Annotated in this window: 15 protein-coding genes; 7 read left to right on the top strand and 8 right to left on the bottom strand. The window is 34.5% G+C overall.

All coding sequences use genetic code 11. The features are described from left to right. Nucleotides 1–192: 192 nt before the first annotated feature. Together MJQ71_RS17295 and MJQ71_RS17290 are read right to left on the bottom strand one after the other, a co-directional pair. Complete coding sequence (locus tag MJQ71_RS17295) at nt 193–645, bottom strand: thioredoxin family protein (protein ID WP_238808036.1); 453 nt, start codon at nt 643–645, stop codon at nt 193–195. A gap of 104 nt (nt 646–749) precedes the next feature. Next, a complete protein-coding gene (locus MJQ71_RS17290; protein WP_238808035.1) occupies nt 750–2,087 on the bottom strand; it encodes a thioredoxin family protein in 1,338 nt (445 codons plus the stop codon). A gap of 179 nt (nt 2,088–2,266) precedes the next feature. Between MJQ71_RS17290 and MJQ71_RS17285 the strand changes: the two genes are divergently transcribed. Further along, nucleotides 2,267–3,514, top strand: a complete 1,248-nt coding sequence (locus MJQ71_RS17285) for a chorismate-binding protein (protein WP_238808034.1) — start codon at nt 2,267–2,269, stop codon at nt 3,512–3,514. Between the two features lie 28 nt (nt 3,515–3,542). Here MJQ71_RS17285 and MJQ71_RS17280 read toward each other — a convergent pair whose 3' ends face one another. After that, complete coding sequence (locus tag MJQ71_RS17280) at nt 3,543–4,862, bottom strand: porin family protein (RefSeq protein WP_238808033.1); 1,320 nt, start codon at nt 4,860–4,862, stop codon at nt 3,543–3,545. A gap of 379 nt (nt 4,863–5,241) precedes the next feature. On the opposite strand from MJQ71_RS17280, the gene MJQ71_RS17275 reads away from it, so the two are divergent. From MJQ71_RS17275 to MJQ71_RS17255, 5 genes are all read left to right on the top strand, one after another. Next, complete coding sequence (locus MJQ71_RS17275; RefSeq protein WP_188766864.1) at nt 5,242–5,847, top strand: RNA polymerase sigma factor; 606 nt, start codon at nt 5,242–5,244, stop codon at nt 5,845–5,847. Beyond that, on the top strand, nt 5,816–6,052 hold the full coding sequence (locus MJQ71_RS17270) for a hypothetical protein (RefSeq protein WP_238808032.1): 237 nt from the start codon (nt 5,816–5,818) through the stop codon (nt 6,050–6,052). The genes MJQ71_RS17275 and MJQ71_RS17270 overlap by 32 nt, the downstream gene beginning before the upstream one ends. 178 nt (nt 6,053–6,230) lie before the next feature. Then, nucleotides 6,231–7,376, top strand: coding sequence for a hypothetical protein (locus tag MJQ71_RS17265; protein ID WP_238808031.1), 1,146 nt, complete (start codon nt 6,231–6,233; stop codon nt 7,374–7,376). Nucleotides 7,377–7,420: 44 nt separating this feature from the next. Further along, nucleotides 7,421–8,374, top strand: coding sequence for a glycosyltransferase family 2 protein (locus MJQ71_RS17260; RefSeq protein WP_238808030.1), 954 nt, complete (start codon nt 7,421–7,423; stop codon nt 8,372–8,374). After that, entirely contained in the window at nt 8,358–10,124 is a 1,767-nt protein-coding gene (locus MJQ71_RS17255) for a PorZ beta-propeller-like domain-containing protein (RefSeq protein ID WP_238808028.1), read from the top strand. The genes MJQ71_RS17260 and MJQ71_RS17255 overlap by 17 nt, the downstream gene beginning before the upstream one ends. On the opposite strand, the gene MJQ71_RS17250 is transcribed toward MJQ71_RS17255, so the two are convergent. After that, a complete protein-coding gene (locus tag MJQ71_RS17250; RefSeq protein ID WP_238808026.1) occupies nt 10,125–10,340 on the bottom strand; it encodes a hypothetical protein in 216 nt (71 codons plus the stop codon). Between the two features lie 6 nt (nt 10,341–10,346). Continuing rightward, nucleotides 10,347–11,990 (bottom strand): M1 family metallopeptidase, encoded by a 1,644-nt coding sequence (locus MJQ71_RS17245; protein ID WP_238808024.1) that lies wholly within the window; start codon nt 11,988–11,990, stop codon nt 10,347–10,349. 141 nt (nt 11,991–12,131) lie between these two features. On the opposite strand from MJQ71_RS17245, the gene MJQ71_RS17240 reads away from it, so the two are divergent. Continuing rightward, nucleotides 12,132–13,379, top strand: a complete 1,248-nt coding sequence (locus tag MJQ71_RS17240; RefSeq protein WP_238808023.1) for an MFS transporter — start codon at nt 12,132–12,134, stop codon at nt 13,377–13,379. A gap of 5 nt (nt 13,380–13,384) precedes the next feature. Here the strand turns inward: MJQ71_RS17240 and MJQ71_RS17235 are convergent, their stop codons facing one another. The 3 genes from MJQ71_RS17235 to MJQ71_RS17225 all read right to left on the bottom strand — a co-directional run bounded on the left by MJQ71_RS17235 (nt 13,385) and on the right by MJQ71_RS17225 (nt 16,731). Continuing rightward, nucleotides 13,385–14,296: an EamA family transporter gene (locus MJQ71_RS17235; protein WP_238808022.1), complete on the bottom strand. Its 912-nt coding sequence runs from the start codon at nt 14,294–14,296 to the stop codon at nt 13,385–13,387. Nucleotides 14,297–14,378: 82 nt separating this feature from the next. Next, complete coding sequence (locus tag MJQ71_RS17230; RefSeq protein WP_238808021.1) at nt 14,379–14,801, bottom strand: Fur family transcriptional regulator; 423 nt, start codon at nt 14,799–14,801, stop codon at nt 14,379–14,381. A gap of 31 nt (nt 14,802–14,832) precedes the next feature. Then, on the bottom strand, nt 14,833–16,731 hold the full coding sequence (locus MJQ71_RS17225) for an ABC transporter ATP-binding protein (protein WP_238808020.1): 1,899 nt from the start codon (nt 16,729–16,731) through the stop codon (nt 14,833–14,835). Between the last annotated feature and the right edge of the window lie 15 nt (nt 16,732–16,746).

The following is a 16,746-nucleotide window of genomic DNA, read 5'->3' as shown; positions in this document are numbered from 1 at the left end:
TAAATTAAAGCAAAGTTATTTTGGATACAAAAGGTTAAATCATGTTTCACGGCTGTGAACACAAATGTACGACGGCAGAACATTAAAGCATAGCGGGAAAATACGTTATTCACTAGGGGTTTTTACGCATTCTTTTTGAAAAAATTAAAAAAATCGCTAATAAATGTGAGTATTTTTAATCATTTATCAAAATTAATGCTTTTCGCTTTGATTTCTCTTTATCACAAAATCCGCTTCTTGAATAAGCATTTCTGGTGGCATAGTACCTTCAATTCGGTGCAATACTTTTCCTTCTGGACTAATAAATAAATATGTAGGAAATGAATCTATTCTATAATTAATGCCAACATTTACACCATCAAACGACTCGCCATCAACTTTAAAATTTAGAAACGTTTTATTGAATTTCTCTGTCACTCGGCTATCTTTAAACGTATGTTCATCCATCCACTTGCAAGGCCCGCACCACGTGGTATAGACATCCACAAACAATACTTTTCGCTGCCGTTTTGCTTCGGCAATCATTTGCTCCATCGTTTTATCACTATTCTTTACAAAACTCAATTGGCTAATATTTCCTCTACCACAGGCATACACAAATACGATGAGTGATATTACACTCATGGTTAAAACTATTTTCTTCATTAAATCTGCTATTGTTTAGCTATATCAATTACAAATTTCTTGCCCTTTTTCAATAGGCTTAAACCTTTATGAAGAATTTCATTGAAAAAGCTTAAAATCAATTGCTAATTATTGCTGTTTCTTATCTCTTTCAAGGTTTGTTGCAAGTCTTTTACATCTCCGCCTTCTTTCTTACCTAATTTAATAGCCTTTTTCTCTGCTTTTATTGCCTCTTTTTTTCGACCTAACTTGATGAGTAAATTGGCGTAAGTATCCAAATTTGCAGGTGTTTCTGCCAACGAAATGGCTCTTTCAGACCAAATTAAAGCTTGTTCTAAATCTTTTTGATTTGAAATCATTTGAACATATCCCCAAGCATATTCGTTGAGGAGAAAAGATGTAGTTTTTTGAGCATTATCAACCAAATTATCCAGAATCATTTGAAACTGTGGCGTTGATTCATCTAGTTTTTTTAGCCTTGCACTTTCTTTAAATTTTATAATATTTTGTTGGGTTTCGGCAACTAAATCATTCATAGTTTTTGCCATTAACTTAGCACATTCTCTTGTTGCAATTTTCTTAAAATTCTCGCCATCTCTTGTGATTTTTGCAAATTCCAATCGAAATTGCTTTTCTTCGGCCTCAAATCCAGTTGCACTATATGACGTTGCTCTCACAGCATCTATTAGTCGTTCCAACATGGCTTTATCACGGCTATCAATGGCTTTTTTAAAGGTATTTCTTTTCGCTTTTGAAAGTCCACTCAACACATATTTTTGTTGTTGAGCAGTCATATTTAGGTATCTATCTAAAGCCTCTTGCAAAATCTCAAAGGCCTTAGAATCAACCGTTCCAATATTTTCCGAAATCAATAAAAGGACTTTTTCAGTTTTATACAAAGACGCTGGAATCACTTTTAGATATTCATCTAACAAAGAGGCATTTTCGCCACCATTCAAGTTTTTTCGCTTCATGTACTCATACAAAAAATCGGCATCTCTTCTACCTGCATTAAAATCTTTTTCTAAATTTTCGGAAGATTTATAGCTTTTTCCAGCAGTAAGAGCTTTTTCAGCTTCATTCAAAAATTTGTCAATAGGTATTGCACCAATCATTCGATAAACCAATTCTCCGCTACCATTGACAAACAAATAAGTTGGATAAGCCGTAATTGCATATTTTTTTGCTAACTCAATTCCTTCACCTTTTTCGGCATCAATTTTAAAATTCATGAATTTTTCATTGAATTTTTCACCAACTCTTGAGTCGGTAAAAACTTTTTCTGACATCACTTTGCAAGGGCCACACCAAGTTGTGTAAATATCAATAAAAATAAGTTTATCTTGTTTTTGTGCTTTATCAAGTATTTGTGCCCATGAGCCTTCAGTAAATTGTATGCCTTCGATGTTTGCAGCAAACGACGAAAATGACAATATAACTAATAGATAAAGTACTTTTTTCATTGATAAAATTTTAGTTTTGCATTATTTAGAGCAAAAAACATACGAATATCAATATTCCAAAAAACTTCTGCTATTTTTCGGAATATTTTCTTTTAAAATTTGTTTACTTAAAACAGACTTATTGGTCAAATTGACCAACGTCTATTGACAATTGATTGAGCGGATTTCCGCATTTAATAATGACAACATCATTTCTTGAAAAAAATAAATGGGCGACACTCCGTTCTCGCCAAAACCTGTGGAATGCAAGCAAAAAGTTGGCTTATCCAAGCGTAATGTGGCGTTTACCTCGACAAAGCGACAAGCATTTTTTATCTTCATTCAATGAAATTCCGAAAAAAACAAAAATAGATTTTGAAGAAATTGGGTCGGGTTTTGCCTTTTCTCCTTTTGTTAATCCAGATGGTACTGAAACATTTTTTTTGAAAGCTGATTTACATTACCTTTTCAAAGAAACCGAAACAGACGAGCGTTTAGAAGAGATTATTTCGCCGACATCAATTAATCCTCAATTTCTTGAATTAATGAACGATTTAGGTAATCATTCTATTTCGATTCCTCAAGAAAATCTCAAAACCACAACGCATGAAACCCAAAAAGAAGATTTTATACGTTTGGTTTCAAATGGAATTAATCAAATTGAATCTGGATTATTTCAAAAAGTTGTTCTTTCTCGCACAAAACACGTTATTTTATCTTCAGATTTCGATGTAGTTTCGGTTTTCGATAAATTGTGTAAAACATATCCTGCTGCTTTTGTTTCTGTAGTTTCTCTACCACATTTAGGCGTTGTTTGGATGGGTGCTTCCCCAGAAACATTGGTAAGTCAAGACTCAAAAGGTATTTTCCGTACAATGGCACTTGCAGGTACGCAATCGGCGTTTGACTGTGAAGGAAACTTGATAAAACCTTCGGAGGCCTTATGGCGACAAAAAGAGATTGAAGAACAATCGTTTGTAACCAGATATATTATTAATTGCTTGAAAAAAATCAGGGTCAGAGAATTTGAGGAAGAGGGGCCTAAAACTATCATTGCAGGCAATTTGATGCACTTACGAACCGATATTATCATCAATACAATGGATATAAATTTTCCACAATTGGCCACTGTTATGCTGGATTTGCTGCATCCAACATCGGCAGTTTGTGGAATGCCAAAAATACCTGCTACTGATTTTATTTTGGCCAATGAAGGCTATAATCGTGAATTTTATAGTGGTTTTCTGGGGCCTGTAAATACCCCATCTGCTGATGGATTAACTGAATCACATATTTTTGTTAATCTTCGAACCATGAAATTGCAAAATAATGTTGCAACGCTTTATGCAGGTTGTGGCATCACGGCTGATTCTGATGCTGAAAAAGAATGGCAAGAAACTGAAATGAAGACCCAAACTTTGGGTAAGGTTTTGAATAATGAGGTATAATAAACTCATACCTCATTATTCAATAAAATTACCTAAAATATCGTGGATAACGAGTAAAACGTAAACCGATTGTAAAATCAAGACGACTCAGATCAATCGGAGTTGCCAAGTTTATAGCACCCCCACCTGCACCAAAATCTAAAGCTCGCATTTTACCATAACTATAGCCTGTTTCTAAGCTCAAAATAATATCTCGACCAGTTATATCATTTCCTAGTAAAAAATCAATCCCTAATGTTGCTGACGCCCCAAAATCCATCCCTTTAAAAGTATAACTGGCATCATCATAAGTACCTTTGTCATTATAAAAATAAACACCTGGCGAAACCCCCAAAACAACCATTGTTTTAAAATCAATATTTTTTCTATAATACAAAACTGGGCCAACAAATTTTGTTGAACGCTTATTCGTAACATTTCCTTTGACAACCACATTCAAAATTTCGTTGTTATAGTCAATGTTTTCTGCTTTATTCTGTGATTTAAAATTATTAAACATCATTCCCAAACCAATGTGGTCGGTAAAGAAGTATGCCGCATCAGCTCCCCAAGTAAATCCTCTTAGCAATTTTTCTTTATATAAAGAGTAGTCATTTTCGATAGGAATCTTTGCTAACATATTGCCAAAACCACCTCTTCCACCAATCCGCCATTTCAAATAGTTACTAAATTCATTATCTGTTTTTTTGGTTGATAATGGCATTTCGGCTTCCTCTTCTTTGACTTTCTTTTCATTTTTTTGTTCAGCTACTTTCTCTTTTTGTGGAGTCGATTTCTTTTCTTGACTTTTTTTGTTTTTTTTATCAACATCATTGCTTGGTTCTGTTTTTTTAGATGAAGATTCATTAGCCGCTACATTTTCGTCAGGCTTTGCTTTTATTTCATTCTTTTTACTTGATTTTTTGGCTTCTTCCTTCGATTTTGATGAATCGCTTTTGCGAGTATCAACTCGTTGTGTAGAAGCCGAATTTTCCTCTCTTGCTTCTCCGATACCTTCTGGCAATTTATTTCCTTTCGTAACAATATCGCTTGGATAAATATTATATTTAAAATCAGAAACTAAATTCTTGAAAATTTCATTTCTCAAAACTTTTCCTGTTGGAGAAAGATATGCATAAATAAAGCGATTGGGCGTTTCGTCCAAAATTCTACAACGAATCTTTTCCCCTGCTTGAGTCGTGATTTCGTCTCTTTGTGCGAAAGACTGCGAAGCCGTCAAAACTAAGAAAAATACAATTATCACCTTGCATAGTTTCATGCTCAAACTTGATTTTGTTTGATTAAGCCAATCAGTATTGCGATTAACTTGATTAGTATTTTCAAGGATATAGTGAGAAAGTTTATTCATTTTTAAATGAAATTTTCGTATAAAGTCTAGCATTTTTTTAAAATTATTTTATTCCACTTTATATATGGTGCAAAAATGATACCGAAAAAAAACAATGTTTTGTTATACTACTTTAAATATCTGAATATCAGTTATTTACAATTTCAAAATTGTACAAAATGATTGGTACTATTTTTGAGTTATATTTTGCATAAAATGGTCAAAACGAAATATCATTTGGAAAATTAACAAACCATTAACTATTTTTTTTGAATCAAACACTTGACACGAATCATAATTTATACATATCTTTCGGCATCAAATTAATATTCTTCATAAAATTAACCCCAAATATACAATATGGCATAAAGCTCTACGTTAACTAAATTGAAATACAGAAATGGGAAAAATCCAAGTTAACGACAGTGAGCTTGTTTCATTGTATATCCGCGGCAACGAAAAGGCGTTTGCTACGCTTGTTCAGCGTTACAAATCAAAAGTTTATACCACGATTTACCTTGTTGTAAAAGACCAATATGTAGCAGAAGATTTGCTACAGGATACTTTCATCAAAGCTGTAGAAGTTTTGCGTGATGGTAAATACAACGAGGAGGGTAAATTTTTACCTTGGGTGTTGCGAATAGCTCATAACCTTGCGATAGACTATTTCCGTAGAGAGAAACGCTACCCAACCGTGGTGTTTGAAGACGGAAGTAATGTGTTTAACACACTCGAATTTGCCGAAGATTCAATAGAATCGATGCAAATCAAGCGTGAATCTCACGAACACTTGCGTGATTTAATCAAAAGATTACCTGACCAGCAGCGTGAGGTTTTGGTGATGCGTCATTATGATGACATGTCGTTCCAAGAAATAGCCGATGCAACTGGCGTGAGTATCAACACGGCCTTAGGGAGAATGCGTTATGCTCTCATCAATCTTAGAAAAATGATGGGAAAATCAGCGTATGCTTATGACACAAACCTTTACCAGCACGCAGAATGATGTGATTCGTTATTTGTATAATGAAACATCAAACCAAGAAAACTCTTTTATAGAAGAAGCTCTTCTTTATGACAAAGAATTGCTTGAATTCTATCTTGATTGTGCCGACCTAAAGTCAGGCCTAGACACAATTCAACTCTCCCCGTCAGACCGGGCGATTGAGCAAATCTTCAACTATTCAAAGAATTACCAGCCTAAGATTTAATCTTAGGCTTTTTTTGTATTTGGTCTATTGGTATCGAAAAATTGATTTTTATCGAATAAATAGGCATCTTTGTAGTTGAATAGATGTTTAAAAACTAATGTCTATATAATCCACTATGGCATAGTCTCCTTAGGCTATCTGCCTGTCATTTATAATATACTATTCATAATTATCTTAGATGTCGTTTTTAGAAAATATTTACTCTCGCTTCGAATCAAAAATTGCCTTGTTTTTATCAAGTCCTAACTGGAAAACTAAATCGGTGATTGTAGCAGTTGGCATTATGCTCCTCTCTTTTTTTAATAATTTTTCACCACTTCGACATTTCAAAGATTATTATGATGCAGTAAAAGAAAAAAGGGAATATTTCCTTTACCAAACCATTGAAGACAGGGCTTCAAACCTTACTTATGATTGGACTTACCCAGAATTTACGGGTATGAACAACCGAACTTTTAGATTAACAATGCCCATTGTTGTTAAAGTTTTTCATATTAAACATGTAAGTATTGTTCTTTATGGTTTGCAATTAATATTGGGCATTTTGTTTTTATACATGCTTATCAATTTTCTCGAACGAATTATTATTGATAAACTCAGTATTTTTTATGGTTTATTAGGTATTGTTACGACATATATTGGGGCTTCTTTTTTTATAGATATTGCCAGTTATGGCGATTTCTTTTGCTATTTCTGCTTATTTTTAGCCATTTATTATCGAAACCCAATACTAATATTCCTTTTTCTTTCTTTAGCTTTTTGGGGAGACGAACGAGCAGGTGTTGGCTCAGGAATGGTGTTTTTATGGTGGTGGTTTGTACCACAATGGCAAGAAAATAAACGTTTTAAGATTCAAATAAATTTGCAAATGCTCGCAATAATAGCTGCTTGGACTACCTATGGAGTCATTCGTAAATTTTACTTAGTTGACCAATTAGGTATGCACGATACTACAAAACCAGGCGAATTTGCTGAAATGTTTGGCGGAAGTTGGCCTGTATTTGGTTTAAAATTTTTATGGGTGTTTGAAGGCTGGTGGATATTGATTTTGTTCACTTTTTTATGTCTTTCAGTAGCTAAAGATTGGTTACGACTTTTGGCAATTTTAGGAGCATTATTGGCTATGCTCGTTGGTTCATTAACTACTTTTGATTCAACTAGAAGTGGTTCTTATGGATTGATTATGATTTTCCTTTCACTCTTTATTGCTCAAAAATATCTTACCTCAAAAGAACTCAAAATAGTTCTTTTGATAATTGCCATTATCGGATTTTTACACCCAATGACAACCCGTACTAATGGAACTGGTTTTTTCTTGATGTAAGAACTAAGTTTGAGTAACTTTGCTGAAATAAATAGAAAAATTTAATGTTTAAACTACTTTTGGTTGTTCCGTGTTACAATGAGCAAGAAATTCTTCAGAAAACATATACAACTTTATCCTTGTATTTTTCTGAGTTAAAAGAACGAAAAGCTATCACTTCTGATAGTAAAATCTGCTTTGTAAATGACGGAAGTCGTGATGCCACTTGGTCAATAATAAACAGTATTTGTGAACAAGATAAAAATGTGATTGGCTTAAAATTGTCGAGAAATTTTGGGCATCAAGCGGCGTTAGTGGCTGGATTATTACACAATAAAAATCTTTTTGATTGCTATATTTCAATTGACGCTGACCTTCAAGATGACTTACGTGCCATTGATGGAATGTTGGAAAAATACCAAGAAGGTTCAAAAATTGTTTACGGTGTAAGAAACGATAGAACGAGCGACTCATTCTTTAAACGATTTACTGCTGAAACATTCTATAAGTTAATGCAACGAATGGGCGTACCAACGGTTTATAACCACGCTGACTTTAGACTAATTGATAATCAAGTACTTAATGAGTTTTCAAACTTCGGTGAAACCAATTTATTTATTCGAGGAATTATCCCTATGATTGGTTTTCAAAGTGATAAAGTTTATTATAAAAGACTGGAAAGAGAAGCAGGCGAATCAAAATATCCTCTTAGAAAAATGCTAATTTTTGCTTGGAATGGCATTACTTCTTTTTCGACTGTTCCGATGAAACTCGTACTTTGGTTTGGAATTTTCAATTTTGTTTTTGCAATGGGCATTACGGTTTGGGTGCTAGTATGTAAATTATTTGGATTTACAGTTCAAGGTTGGACATCGATTGTATTACCGATGACGTTTTTTAGTGGGTCAAATATGATTGCAATTGGCTTAATTGGAGAATATGTCGGTAAAATATACGAAGAAGTAAAAGCTCGCCCAAGATATATCATTGAAAGTGTTGTGAATGAAGAAAACCAATAAAAACCATTCGTGGTTATTTATCCAAAATGCCTTGGTTTTATTTAAACAAGGCTCTTTTTATTTTGTAATTTCATTCGTTATTTTTTTTGAAACTTCGGCTCAAATCCCTACTCATACTTGGCGAACACACGCTGATTACAGTGATGCCAAAGGTCTAGAAATTGTACAAAACCTTGTCTATTGCTTTTCTAAAAACGGTTTTTATTATTTTGATAAGACTAATAATCAAGCCATTACATTATCAAAACTTGATAACCTTAGCGAAACAAATATTGCACAAATCAGATATAATGCTGAATTTAAAACGCTTTTGGTTGCTTATCAAACTGGCAATTTAGATATTATAAATATTGCCCAAAATGGCATTCCTGAAAAAATACAAAACATTGATTTTATCAAGCGAACGGATGCGATTCAAGATAGTAAATTTATCAATCAAATAGAATTTCAAGGCGATTTCGCCTATTTAGCGGCAGATTTTGGTTTAGTGGTTTTGGATATTAAAAAAAACGAAATCAAAGAAACTTACCAAAATATAGGCAAAGACGGTAAAAAAGTAGCCATTAAACAAATGGTTTTTGCTCGTGACAGCCTTTTTGTGAATACTTCTGATGGAATTTTAGGAACAAAGTTTGCATCAAATATCAATTTGCAGTTTTATGGAAATTGGAAACAAATAACTGATAATCAGCTATTTAAAATCAAAACATTTCCAAAAGATAATTTAATAAAATATCCAAATGAAATTGAAACTGACACAGATGGACACATCTGGATTGCCGATGGCATAAACGGTTTAGTTAGCAATTTTTCGGGTAGTTTTAAGAGTTATCAACCAAATAGCGTTAAAAGTGATATTTTTGATATTTTCTATCAAAATCAAAAATTATATGCGGTAGGTATTGAGGGAAATGTATTTGAAAAAAACGAATGGAATACGCTTAATCTAAACACGCTGCCAACAAGTACAAATGATATTATTGACCAATATGGGTATCGCTGGCAGCTTAATGGACAAATATTAAAAGTAACTGATGATGCCACGAATCGCACTCGCTATTATTCATCAGGGATTGATTTGCCAAGTATTTATGTCAATACTATAGCATTAGACCACGACAATCTCCTTTGGGTTGGCACAAATAATGGCGTTGCTGTAATTGTAACTTCAAAGGATATTTTTACAACTAGCATCAAGCCCTACACTCCTTTTTATCAATCTCGTCGGTTGCTTTTACAAGAAGTTGTCAATAAAATAGTAGTTGATGGTGGCAACAGAAAATGGATTGCTACGCAAAATAGTTTGAACCTTTTTTCGCCATCGGCTGATGAACAAATTTTAAACTTTACGGAAGAAAATAGTCCGCTCCCATCAAAGAATATTATTGATTTAGCCATTGACTCAAATTCGGGAGAAGTTTTTATTTTGACACAAAATGGGCTACTATCTTACCGAAATGATGCCACCGAAGCAAGTGAAAACTTGAGTTCAATAAAAATATTCCCAAATCCTGTTCGACCTGATTTTCAAGGAGTTATAACTATTTCTGGACTGATGGAAAATACCACTATTAAGATTACTGATACTGGTGGAAGGCTTATTCATGAATCAAAATCGAATGGAGGCACAGCTTCTTGGGATTTGCAAAATTCGCAAGGAAACCGTGCCACATCAGGAATTTATCTAGTTTTTTGCATCGCCGAAGATGGTTCTGAAAGTTTTGTTGGAAAAGCAGCGGTTATTAGATAATTATTGCCTTTCTTCTTCTGATTTTCTAAAAAAATGTATATAAATCGGCAAAATAAGCAAAGGAGAAGCAAATAAAATTCCTGCAACCCAAGCTACGGTTCGAGTTTTGTTTGAAAATAGTTCTGGATTATAATATGGGAGCGAAATAATAGCTAAAAATAGCAAAATTGAAACCCAAAACTTTTTTATAAAAACAATTATTTGACCATTTTTCATATAAAATCATTTAGTTAAAGATTTTGAAGTAACATAAAAGTTCTCATCAATTTTTAGCTCAGACTTTCCTTTCAAAGTTTTCCACGAAGTAGTTGGATAAATAAACTCCTCTTTTCCGCCATCAACCGAAACTTTTATTGGCATATCGAAACCATCAACGCAGTTGCTCCAACGATAACTTATTTTATTTTTTTCTACCGAATATTCCAAAACTGGAATATTTGTGTTTCTCAAATATTGGTCAAAAACTTTACTTAAATCTCGTTTAACATTTTTGGACAAATAGTCTTCAATTTGTTTTGTCGTAACAGTTTGGTGATAAAAAGTTTTATTCAATCCTCGTAAAATTTGTCGCCAACCTTCATCATCATTTTTAATCTGACGAATTGTATGGAGCATATTTCCACCCTTCGGATACATATCACCAGAGCCACTTTTGTTTACATCATAAGTGCCAATAATCGGAATATCATTACGAATTCCTTTACGCGTGCCAATCACATATTCTGATGCTGCTTTTTTGCCAAAGTAATATTCTGTAAAAAGGCTTTCCGAATAGTTAGTAAAACTTTCATGAATCCACATATCAGCCATGTCTTTATAAGTAATATTATTGGCAAACCATTCATGCCCTGACTCGTGAATAATGATAAAATCCCATTTTAAACCCCAGCCCGTACCTGATAAATCTCGTCCGAGATAACCATTTTTGTAGCCATTTCCATACGTTACTGAGCTTTGGTGTTCCATTCCTAAATATGGTACTTCAACCAACTTATAGCCGTCTTCATAAAATGGATATGGGCCAAACCAATGTTCAAAAGCCTTCATCATCATACTTGCTTGCTTAAACTGCTCTTTTGCTTTATCAAGATTTTCTGGCAAAACGTAATAATCCATGGTTAGTTTACCTTTTTCACCTTCAAAAACCTCATCAAAATGCACATAATTTCCAGCATTTACATTGATTCCGTAGTTATTAATAGGGTTTTTCACAAACCAATCGAAGGTTTTTGTCCCATCTTGATTTTCAGTTACTTTCCTTAATCTTCCATTTGAAATATCTGTCAAATTTTTCGGTACAGTAACGCTCACCAACATACTATCACACTCATCGTACATATGGTCTTTACACGACCACCAAGCACTTGCACCCAAACCTTGACAAGAAGTTGCCACAAAATCATTTCCAGATTTATCTTTTACCCATTGAAATCCACCGTCCCAAGGTGGACGCTTGGCGATAATCGGTTTTCCAGAATAAAACACCACAATTGATTCGTTATTTCCTTTGATTTGTTCTTTTTTGAGCGAAATCATATAGGCGTTTTTGCCATCTTGTTTGAAAGAAAGTTCTTGTCCATCCTGCATAACTTTTTCTATTTTTAATGGTGGTTGCAGGTCTATTTGAATCGTTTGGTAAGGTTTCAAAACTTCATAAAAAACAGATGTATTTCCCGAAATAGCTTTTTCAGCGGGTTTGACATTTACTCGCAGTTCATAATATTTCAAATCCCACCAAATTCGCTCGGGAGTAATGCTTCCACGCAATGAATCGTCTCGGGTAAAAGCAGAATTTTGAGCCTGTCCACAAGCACTAAATAGAAGTAAAGTATAAAAGAAAAACGCAATGAGTTTAAGCAATTTCATATTATTGGTTTGTTTGTTGCCCAAAGTTAACTGAAATTCTTAATTTTGTAGAAAGTAGGAACTACAAATTAGTTATAAACTGTTGTTTTTAGAAATAACAAAAAAGTGGGTATTTTCACGTCATTCCCGCAAAACTATCCAATGAAACAAAGCAAAGACCCATACGCAGCCCTACGTTTTCCTGAATTTAGATATTTCATTACCGCACAATTTTTGTTTACGGTTGCCATTTTAGTGCAAGAAGTTGTTGTCAGTTTTTATCTTTATGAAATTACACATGACCCTCTTTCATTAGGTTTAATCGGGCTTTTTGAAGCAGTTCCATATATTTCATTGGCTCTTTTTGGTGGGTATTTTGCTGACCGTCGAGACAAAAAAAGAATCATCCAAGTGTGTTATGGAATCATTGTTTTATGCTCATTTTTATTACTTTGGGTCACTTATCCATCTGATAACCAAGCGATTGACATTCCAAAAATCAAGTTTGTTATTTACTTAACCGTTTTTATTTTGGGTTTGGCAAGAGGTTTTTACGGGCCATCTTGGTCTTCACTCAAACCTTTTTTAGTACCAGCCGAACATTATCCAAACTCAGCTTCGTGGAGTAGTCAGTTTTGGCAATCTGGAATGATTCTTGGACCAGCTTCGGCGGGTTTTTTATATAGTTGGTTAGGCCTTACGAATACGCTTATTTTAGTTTTAGTTTTGTTGGGAATCGCTTTTGTTTTAGTTAGTTTGATTGGCAAAAAACCGATTCAAAAATCTGAAACGCATCAAAATATTTTCCAAAGTTTGAAAGAAGGAATCGATTTTGTTCGAAAAAACAGAATCCTATTTTATGCAATTTTGCTTGATATGTTCTCGGTTCTTTTTGGTGGCGTAATTGCTATTTTACCTGTTTTTGCCAAAGATATTCTGCACGTAGGAGCAGAAGGCCTAGGTATTTTGAGAGCCGCTCCAGGCATAGGTGCAGTATTGACAATGCTCGGAACAGCATATTTCCCTCCTACTCGAAAAGCATGGAGAAACATGCTTATTGGTGTAACAGGCTTCGGAATTGCAACTTTAATTTTCGCAATTTCTACTAATTTTTGGTTATCAGTTGCTGCATTATTTCTGACTGGAGCATTTGATAGCATTAGCGTAATTGTTCGCCAAACAATCTTGCAAGTACTTCCACCCGACGAAATGCGAGGGCGTGTAAGTGGTGTAAATGGTATTTTTGTGAGTTGTTCAAACGAACTTGGAGCTTTTGAATCGGGTCTGGCTGCTAAGTTTTTTGGGGCAGTACCTTCAGTATTATTTGGAGGCGTAATGACTTTGGTTTTTGCAACCATCATTTTTTTCCGTTCAAAAGAGCTTTTTGAAGTAAAACTAGAGAAAGAGTAAGTATTTTATTCAAAAAACACTTCTTTTTGTTTTCTTTTTCGCCCTAATGTCATCATTATTACTCCCGCCAAAATGATTGCGGAAGCCACCATCGAACGAGGTGTTAGACGTTCATTGAGAAAAATCCAACCAAGAAAAATCGCCACAACTGGATTTACATAAGCGTACGTTGCAGTCAATTGTGGTGGTGCATTATTTATGAGCCAAACATAAGCCGTATAACCCACATACGAGCCAACCGTTATCAAATAAAACATGGCTAAGTAAGTTTCTTGCCTCATACTTTGCAAAGCATGTAATTGATTTTGCTCAAAAAGAAGGCTCATTATGAGTGAAAAACAACCACCAACTGTCATCTGAATAGCCGTCGATTGTAGCGGTTTGGGTAATACCAAATATGGAGATTTTAACGAACCAAAAGCCCAAGCAATTGAGCCGCCAAATACCAAAAGAGCAGGAAATAACGCTACTTCACGCTGGTTGATTTGGTGTGAAGGATTCAGCAAAAAAGCCATTCCAACAAGGCCTAAAACTAAGCCAATTGAACCAATGATGGTGGGTTTTTGATTACTAAACAACAGAAAATCTAGTAAAATCATCCAAGCTGGCAACGTTGCTACCAATAAAGCAACCAAACCCGAAGGCATAAATTGTAAGGCATAGGCCACTACGCAATTTCCTACACCACTTAAAAGCACACCAATAAACGCTGCATTTCGGGTCTCCTTCATTGATGTCAAACCTTCGCCTTTAAGAAGCGTAAAAATAAAAAGTAATGAGCCTCCAATCAGAAAACGGGTACAAGAAACTAACATCGGCGGCAGTACGTTGATGGCATATTTTACTCCTAAAAAAGTAGAACCCCAAACCACATAAACGAGTCCGAGTGCGATGTATATTTTAGTTTTTTGTGACATCTAAGAACGAAAGTAGAATTGAAAAAGTAGCCATTTTGCAGAGAATTTCAACAAAATGGCATGAATATGATTTTTTGAAAGATTATTTCGCAGGACAATTCGGGCAAATACCTTGAACCAGCATATTTACTTCGGTTCTTTTATACCCTTCAGGCAGGCTAATTATTGGAATATGTACACTTTCGATGCAAGTTGTGTTGCCACAAGCTAAACATTTAAAATGAACGTGGTCATGGTGGTGATTTTCGTGGCTACACTCCGATATTTTACATAAAGCGTATTTTGTACCACCTTCATCATCTAAAACTTTATGAATAATTCCCTTTTCTACGAAAGTTTTAAGCGTACGATAAATCGTTACACGGTCAAAACGCTGCCCAAACAACTCTTCCAAATCACCATGAGAAAGGGCATAATTATAACTTTGGAATGATTGTAAAATATCCGCTCGACAGCCCGTGTGTCGTAAATCGTATTCTTTAAGTGTATCTTTTGAAGGATTCATACCTTTAAAATTTCAGATGAGGCAGTCAATATTATTCAACAAGCAAATTTACGTTTTCAAACTGTAATTTCACCAAATTTGCATAGATTCCGTCCTCTTTTAAAATCAATTCATCGTGATTGCCTGATTCGGCGATCTCGCCATCTTTCAAGACATATATTTTATCTACATTTCTGATTGTGGCCAAACGGTGAGCAATGATAATTGTCGTACGGTTTTTCATTAATTCATCCAATGCATCTTGTACCAATTTTTCTGATTCCGAATCTAAGGCACTTGTTGCTTCATCAAGAATCAAAATGGAAGGATCTTTCAATATTGCACGAGCAATGGCGACTCGTTGACGTTGTCCACCTGAAAGTTTCACGCCACGCTCTCCAACTATCGTTTGAAATTTATCTGGAAATGATTCTATAAACTCTAAAGCATTTGCTTTTCGGGCTGCTTCAAAAACATCTGTTTCGGTTGCATTTGGTTTTCCGTAAGCTATATTTTCGTAAATTGTTCCTCCAAAAAGCATTACTTCTTGCGGCACAATGGCTATATTACTTCGGAGTTGCGTTATATCTTGTGTTGAAATATCTTCTTTATCAATTAAAACTTTGCCTTTATTCAGCGGATAAAGCTTCATCAATAATTGAACAATTGTTGATTTTCCTGCACCACTATGCCCAACAATAGCAATTTTTTCGCCAGATTGTATTTTCAATGAAATATCTTTCAAAACCGTAATATCAGGTCGAGAAGGATAAGCAAAACCTACATTTTCAAATGAAATATTTCCTTCAACTTTCTTAAAATCAAGCGTATTTGTTACGTTTACTTCTGATTTTTCATCCAAAATTTCTAAAATTCTTTCCGATGCACCCACAGTTCTCTGAATTTGAGCGTACATATCACCCAAACCACCAACCGAACCACCAATAAAACCAGTGTAAATAATGAAAGTAAATAAGTCTTTGAAAGCCAATTCGCCTGATAAGACCAAATTTCCGCCATACCAAACAACACCAACAACACCACCAAACAAAACCAAAATGATAAAAGAGATAAAACCACCTCTAAACGTTGCCGCTTTCAAAGCGTAATCGACAACTTTTTGAATTGATAATCCGTAACGTTTTACTTCGAGACGTTCGTTTGTAAATGCTTTCACGACATTGATTGATTGCAAAGTTTCTTCAACAATGATATTTGTTTGAGCCAATTCGTCTTGCACTTTTTTAGAATTTTTACGAATAAATCTACCAAAGACAATGGCAGCAACCACCAAAAAAGGAAACGTAGAAAGCATAAAAAGTGTCAGCTTTCCTGATAAAAGCGAAATAAGCAAAACACCACCTACGAGCGTAAAAACCTGACGAAACAATTCGGCGAGCGTAATCGACAGCACATCTTGCAATTGCGTTACGTCAGACGTAATTCTACTCATGAGTTCGCCCACACGACTTTTTTCAAAAAAGGAAATAGGAAGCGTAATAATTTTTGTATAGAGTTCACTTCGCAAATCTCTCATTGATTTTTCAGAAACCTGCGTGAAAGTATAAACACGAAGAAACGAAAATACCGCTTGAAGTAACAATAAAATGATAAAAATAGCAGTAACTTCATTAAGTGTGAGACTTTCTGAAGATTTGAAAAGATTTTGGAGTTTTTGAACAGCCATATTTCCTCCCATAATTTCGGAAGTATTTACTCCCGAAGTATTTTTAGGAGAAACAATCGCACCCACCATTTGCCCCATTAATAGAGGAATACTCATTGAAGTGATTTGCGATAAAATAAGGAATATAAAACCTATTGCAAATGTACCTTTATAAGGAAGTGTGAACCTAAAAATCTTTAATGCTTTTTTAAAACCTTCTTTTGTAACTTTCTTTTTGTCTTCTTCCGAAACTCCTGCTCCAAAACTACTGCTTCTTTTTGCCATAATTACTACCTTCAA

Origin of the sequence: Emticicia aquatica, assembly GCF_923079645.1 — a bacterium.
In the GTDB taxonomy this organism is placed as follows: Bacteria; Bacteroidota; Bacteroidia; order Cytophagales; family Spirosomataceae; genus Emticicia; species Emticicia aquatica.
Note: the sequence above shows the minus strand (reverse complement) of the source record. Positions and strands in the feature narration are given on the sequence as shown.

What these genes read in the sequence shown, in the direction of transcription:
- MJQ71_RS17295 (WP_238808036.1), bottom strand. Translation starts at nt 645, where the DNA reads ATGAAGAAAATAGTTTTAACCATGAGTGTAATATCACTCATCGTATTT.
- MJQ71_RS17290 (WP_238808035.1), bottom strand. Translation starts at nt 2,087, where the DNA reads ATGAAAAAAGTACTTTATCTATTAGTTATATTGTCATTTTCGTCGTTT.
- MJQ71_RS17285 (WP_238808034.1), top strand. Translation starts at nt 2,267, where the DNA reads ATGACAACATCATTTCTTGAAAAAAATAAATGGGCGACACTCCGTTCT.
- MJQ71_RS17280 (WP_238808033.1), bottom strand. Translation starts at nt 4,862, where the DNA reads ATGAATAAACTTTCTCACTATATCCTTGAAAATACTAATCAAGTTAAT.
- MJQ71_RS17275 (WP_188766864.1), top strand. Translation starts at nt 5,242, where the DNA reads ATGGGAAAAATCCAAGTTAACGACAGTGAGCTTGTTTCATTGTATATC.
- MJQ71_RS17270 (WP_238808032.1), top strand. Translation starts at nt 5,816, where the DNA reads ATGACACAAACCTTTACCAGCACGCAGAATGATGTGATTCGTTATTTG.
- MJQ71_RS17265 (WP_238808031.1), top strand. Translation starts at nt 6,231, where the DNA reads ATGTCGTTTTTAGAAAATATTTACTCTCGCTTCGAATCAAAAATTGCC.
- MJQ71_RS17260 (WP_238808030.1), top strand. Translation starts at nt 7,421, where the DNA reads ATGTTTAAACTACTTTTGGTTGTTCCGTGTTACAATGAGCAAGAAATT.
- MJQ71_RS17255 (WP_238808028.1), top strand. Translation starts at nt 8,358, where the DNA reads ATGAAGAAAACCAATAAAAACCATTCGTGGTTATTTATCCAAAATGCC.
- MJQ71_RS17250 (WP_238808026.1), bottom strand. Translation starts at nt 10,340, where the DNA reads ATGAAAAATGGTCAAATAATTGTTTTTATAAAAAAGTTTTGGGTTTCA.
- MJQ71_RS17245 (WP_238808024.1), bottom strand. Translation starts at nt 11,990, where the DNA reads ATGAAATTGCTTAAACTCATTGCGTTTTTCTTTTATACTTTACTTCTA.
- MJQ71_RS17240 (WP_238808023.1), top strand. Translation starts at nt 12,132, where the DNA reads ATGAAACAAAGCAAAGACCCATACGCAGCCCTACGTTTTCCTGAATTT.
- MJQ71_RS17235 (WP_238808022.1), bottom strand. Translation starts at nt 14,296, where the DNA reads ATGTCACAAAAAACTAAAATATACATCGCACTCGGACTCGTTTATGTG.
- MJQ71_RS17230 (WP_238808021.1), bottom strand. Translation starts at nt 14,801, where the DNA reads ATGAATCCTTCAAAAGATACACTTAAAGAATACGATTTACGACACACG.
- MJQ71_RS17225 (WP_238808020.1), bottom strand. Translation starts at nt 16,731, where the DNA reads ATGGCAAAAAGAAGCAGTAGTTTTGGAGCAGGAGTTTCGGAAGAAGAC.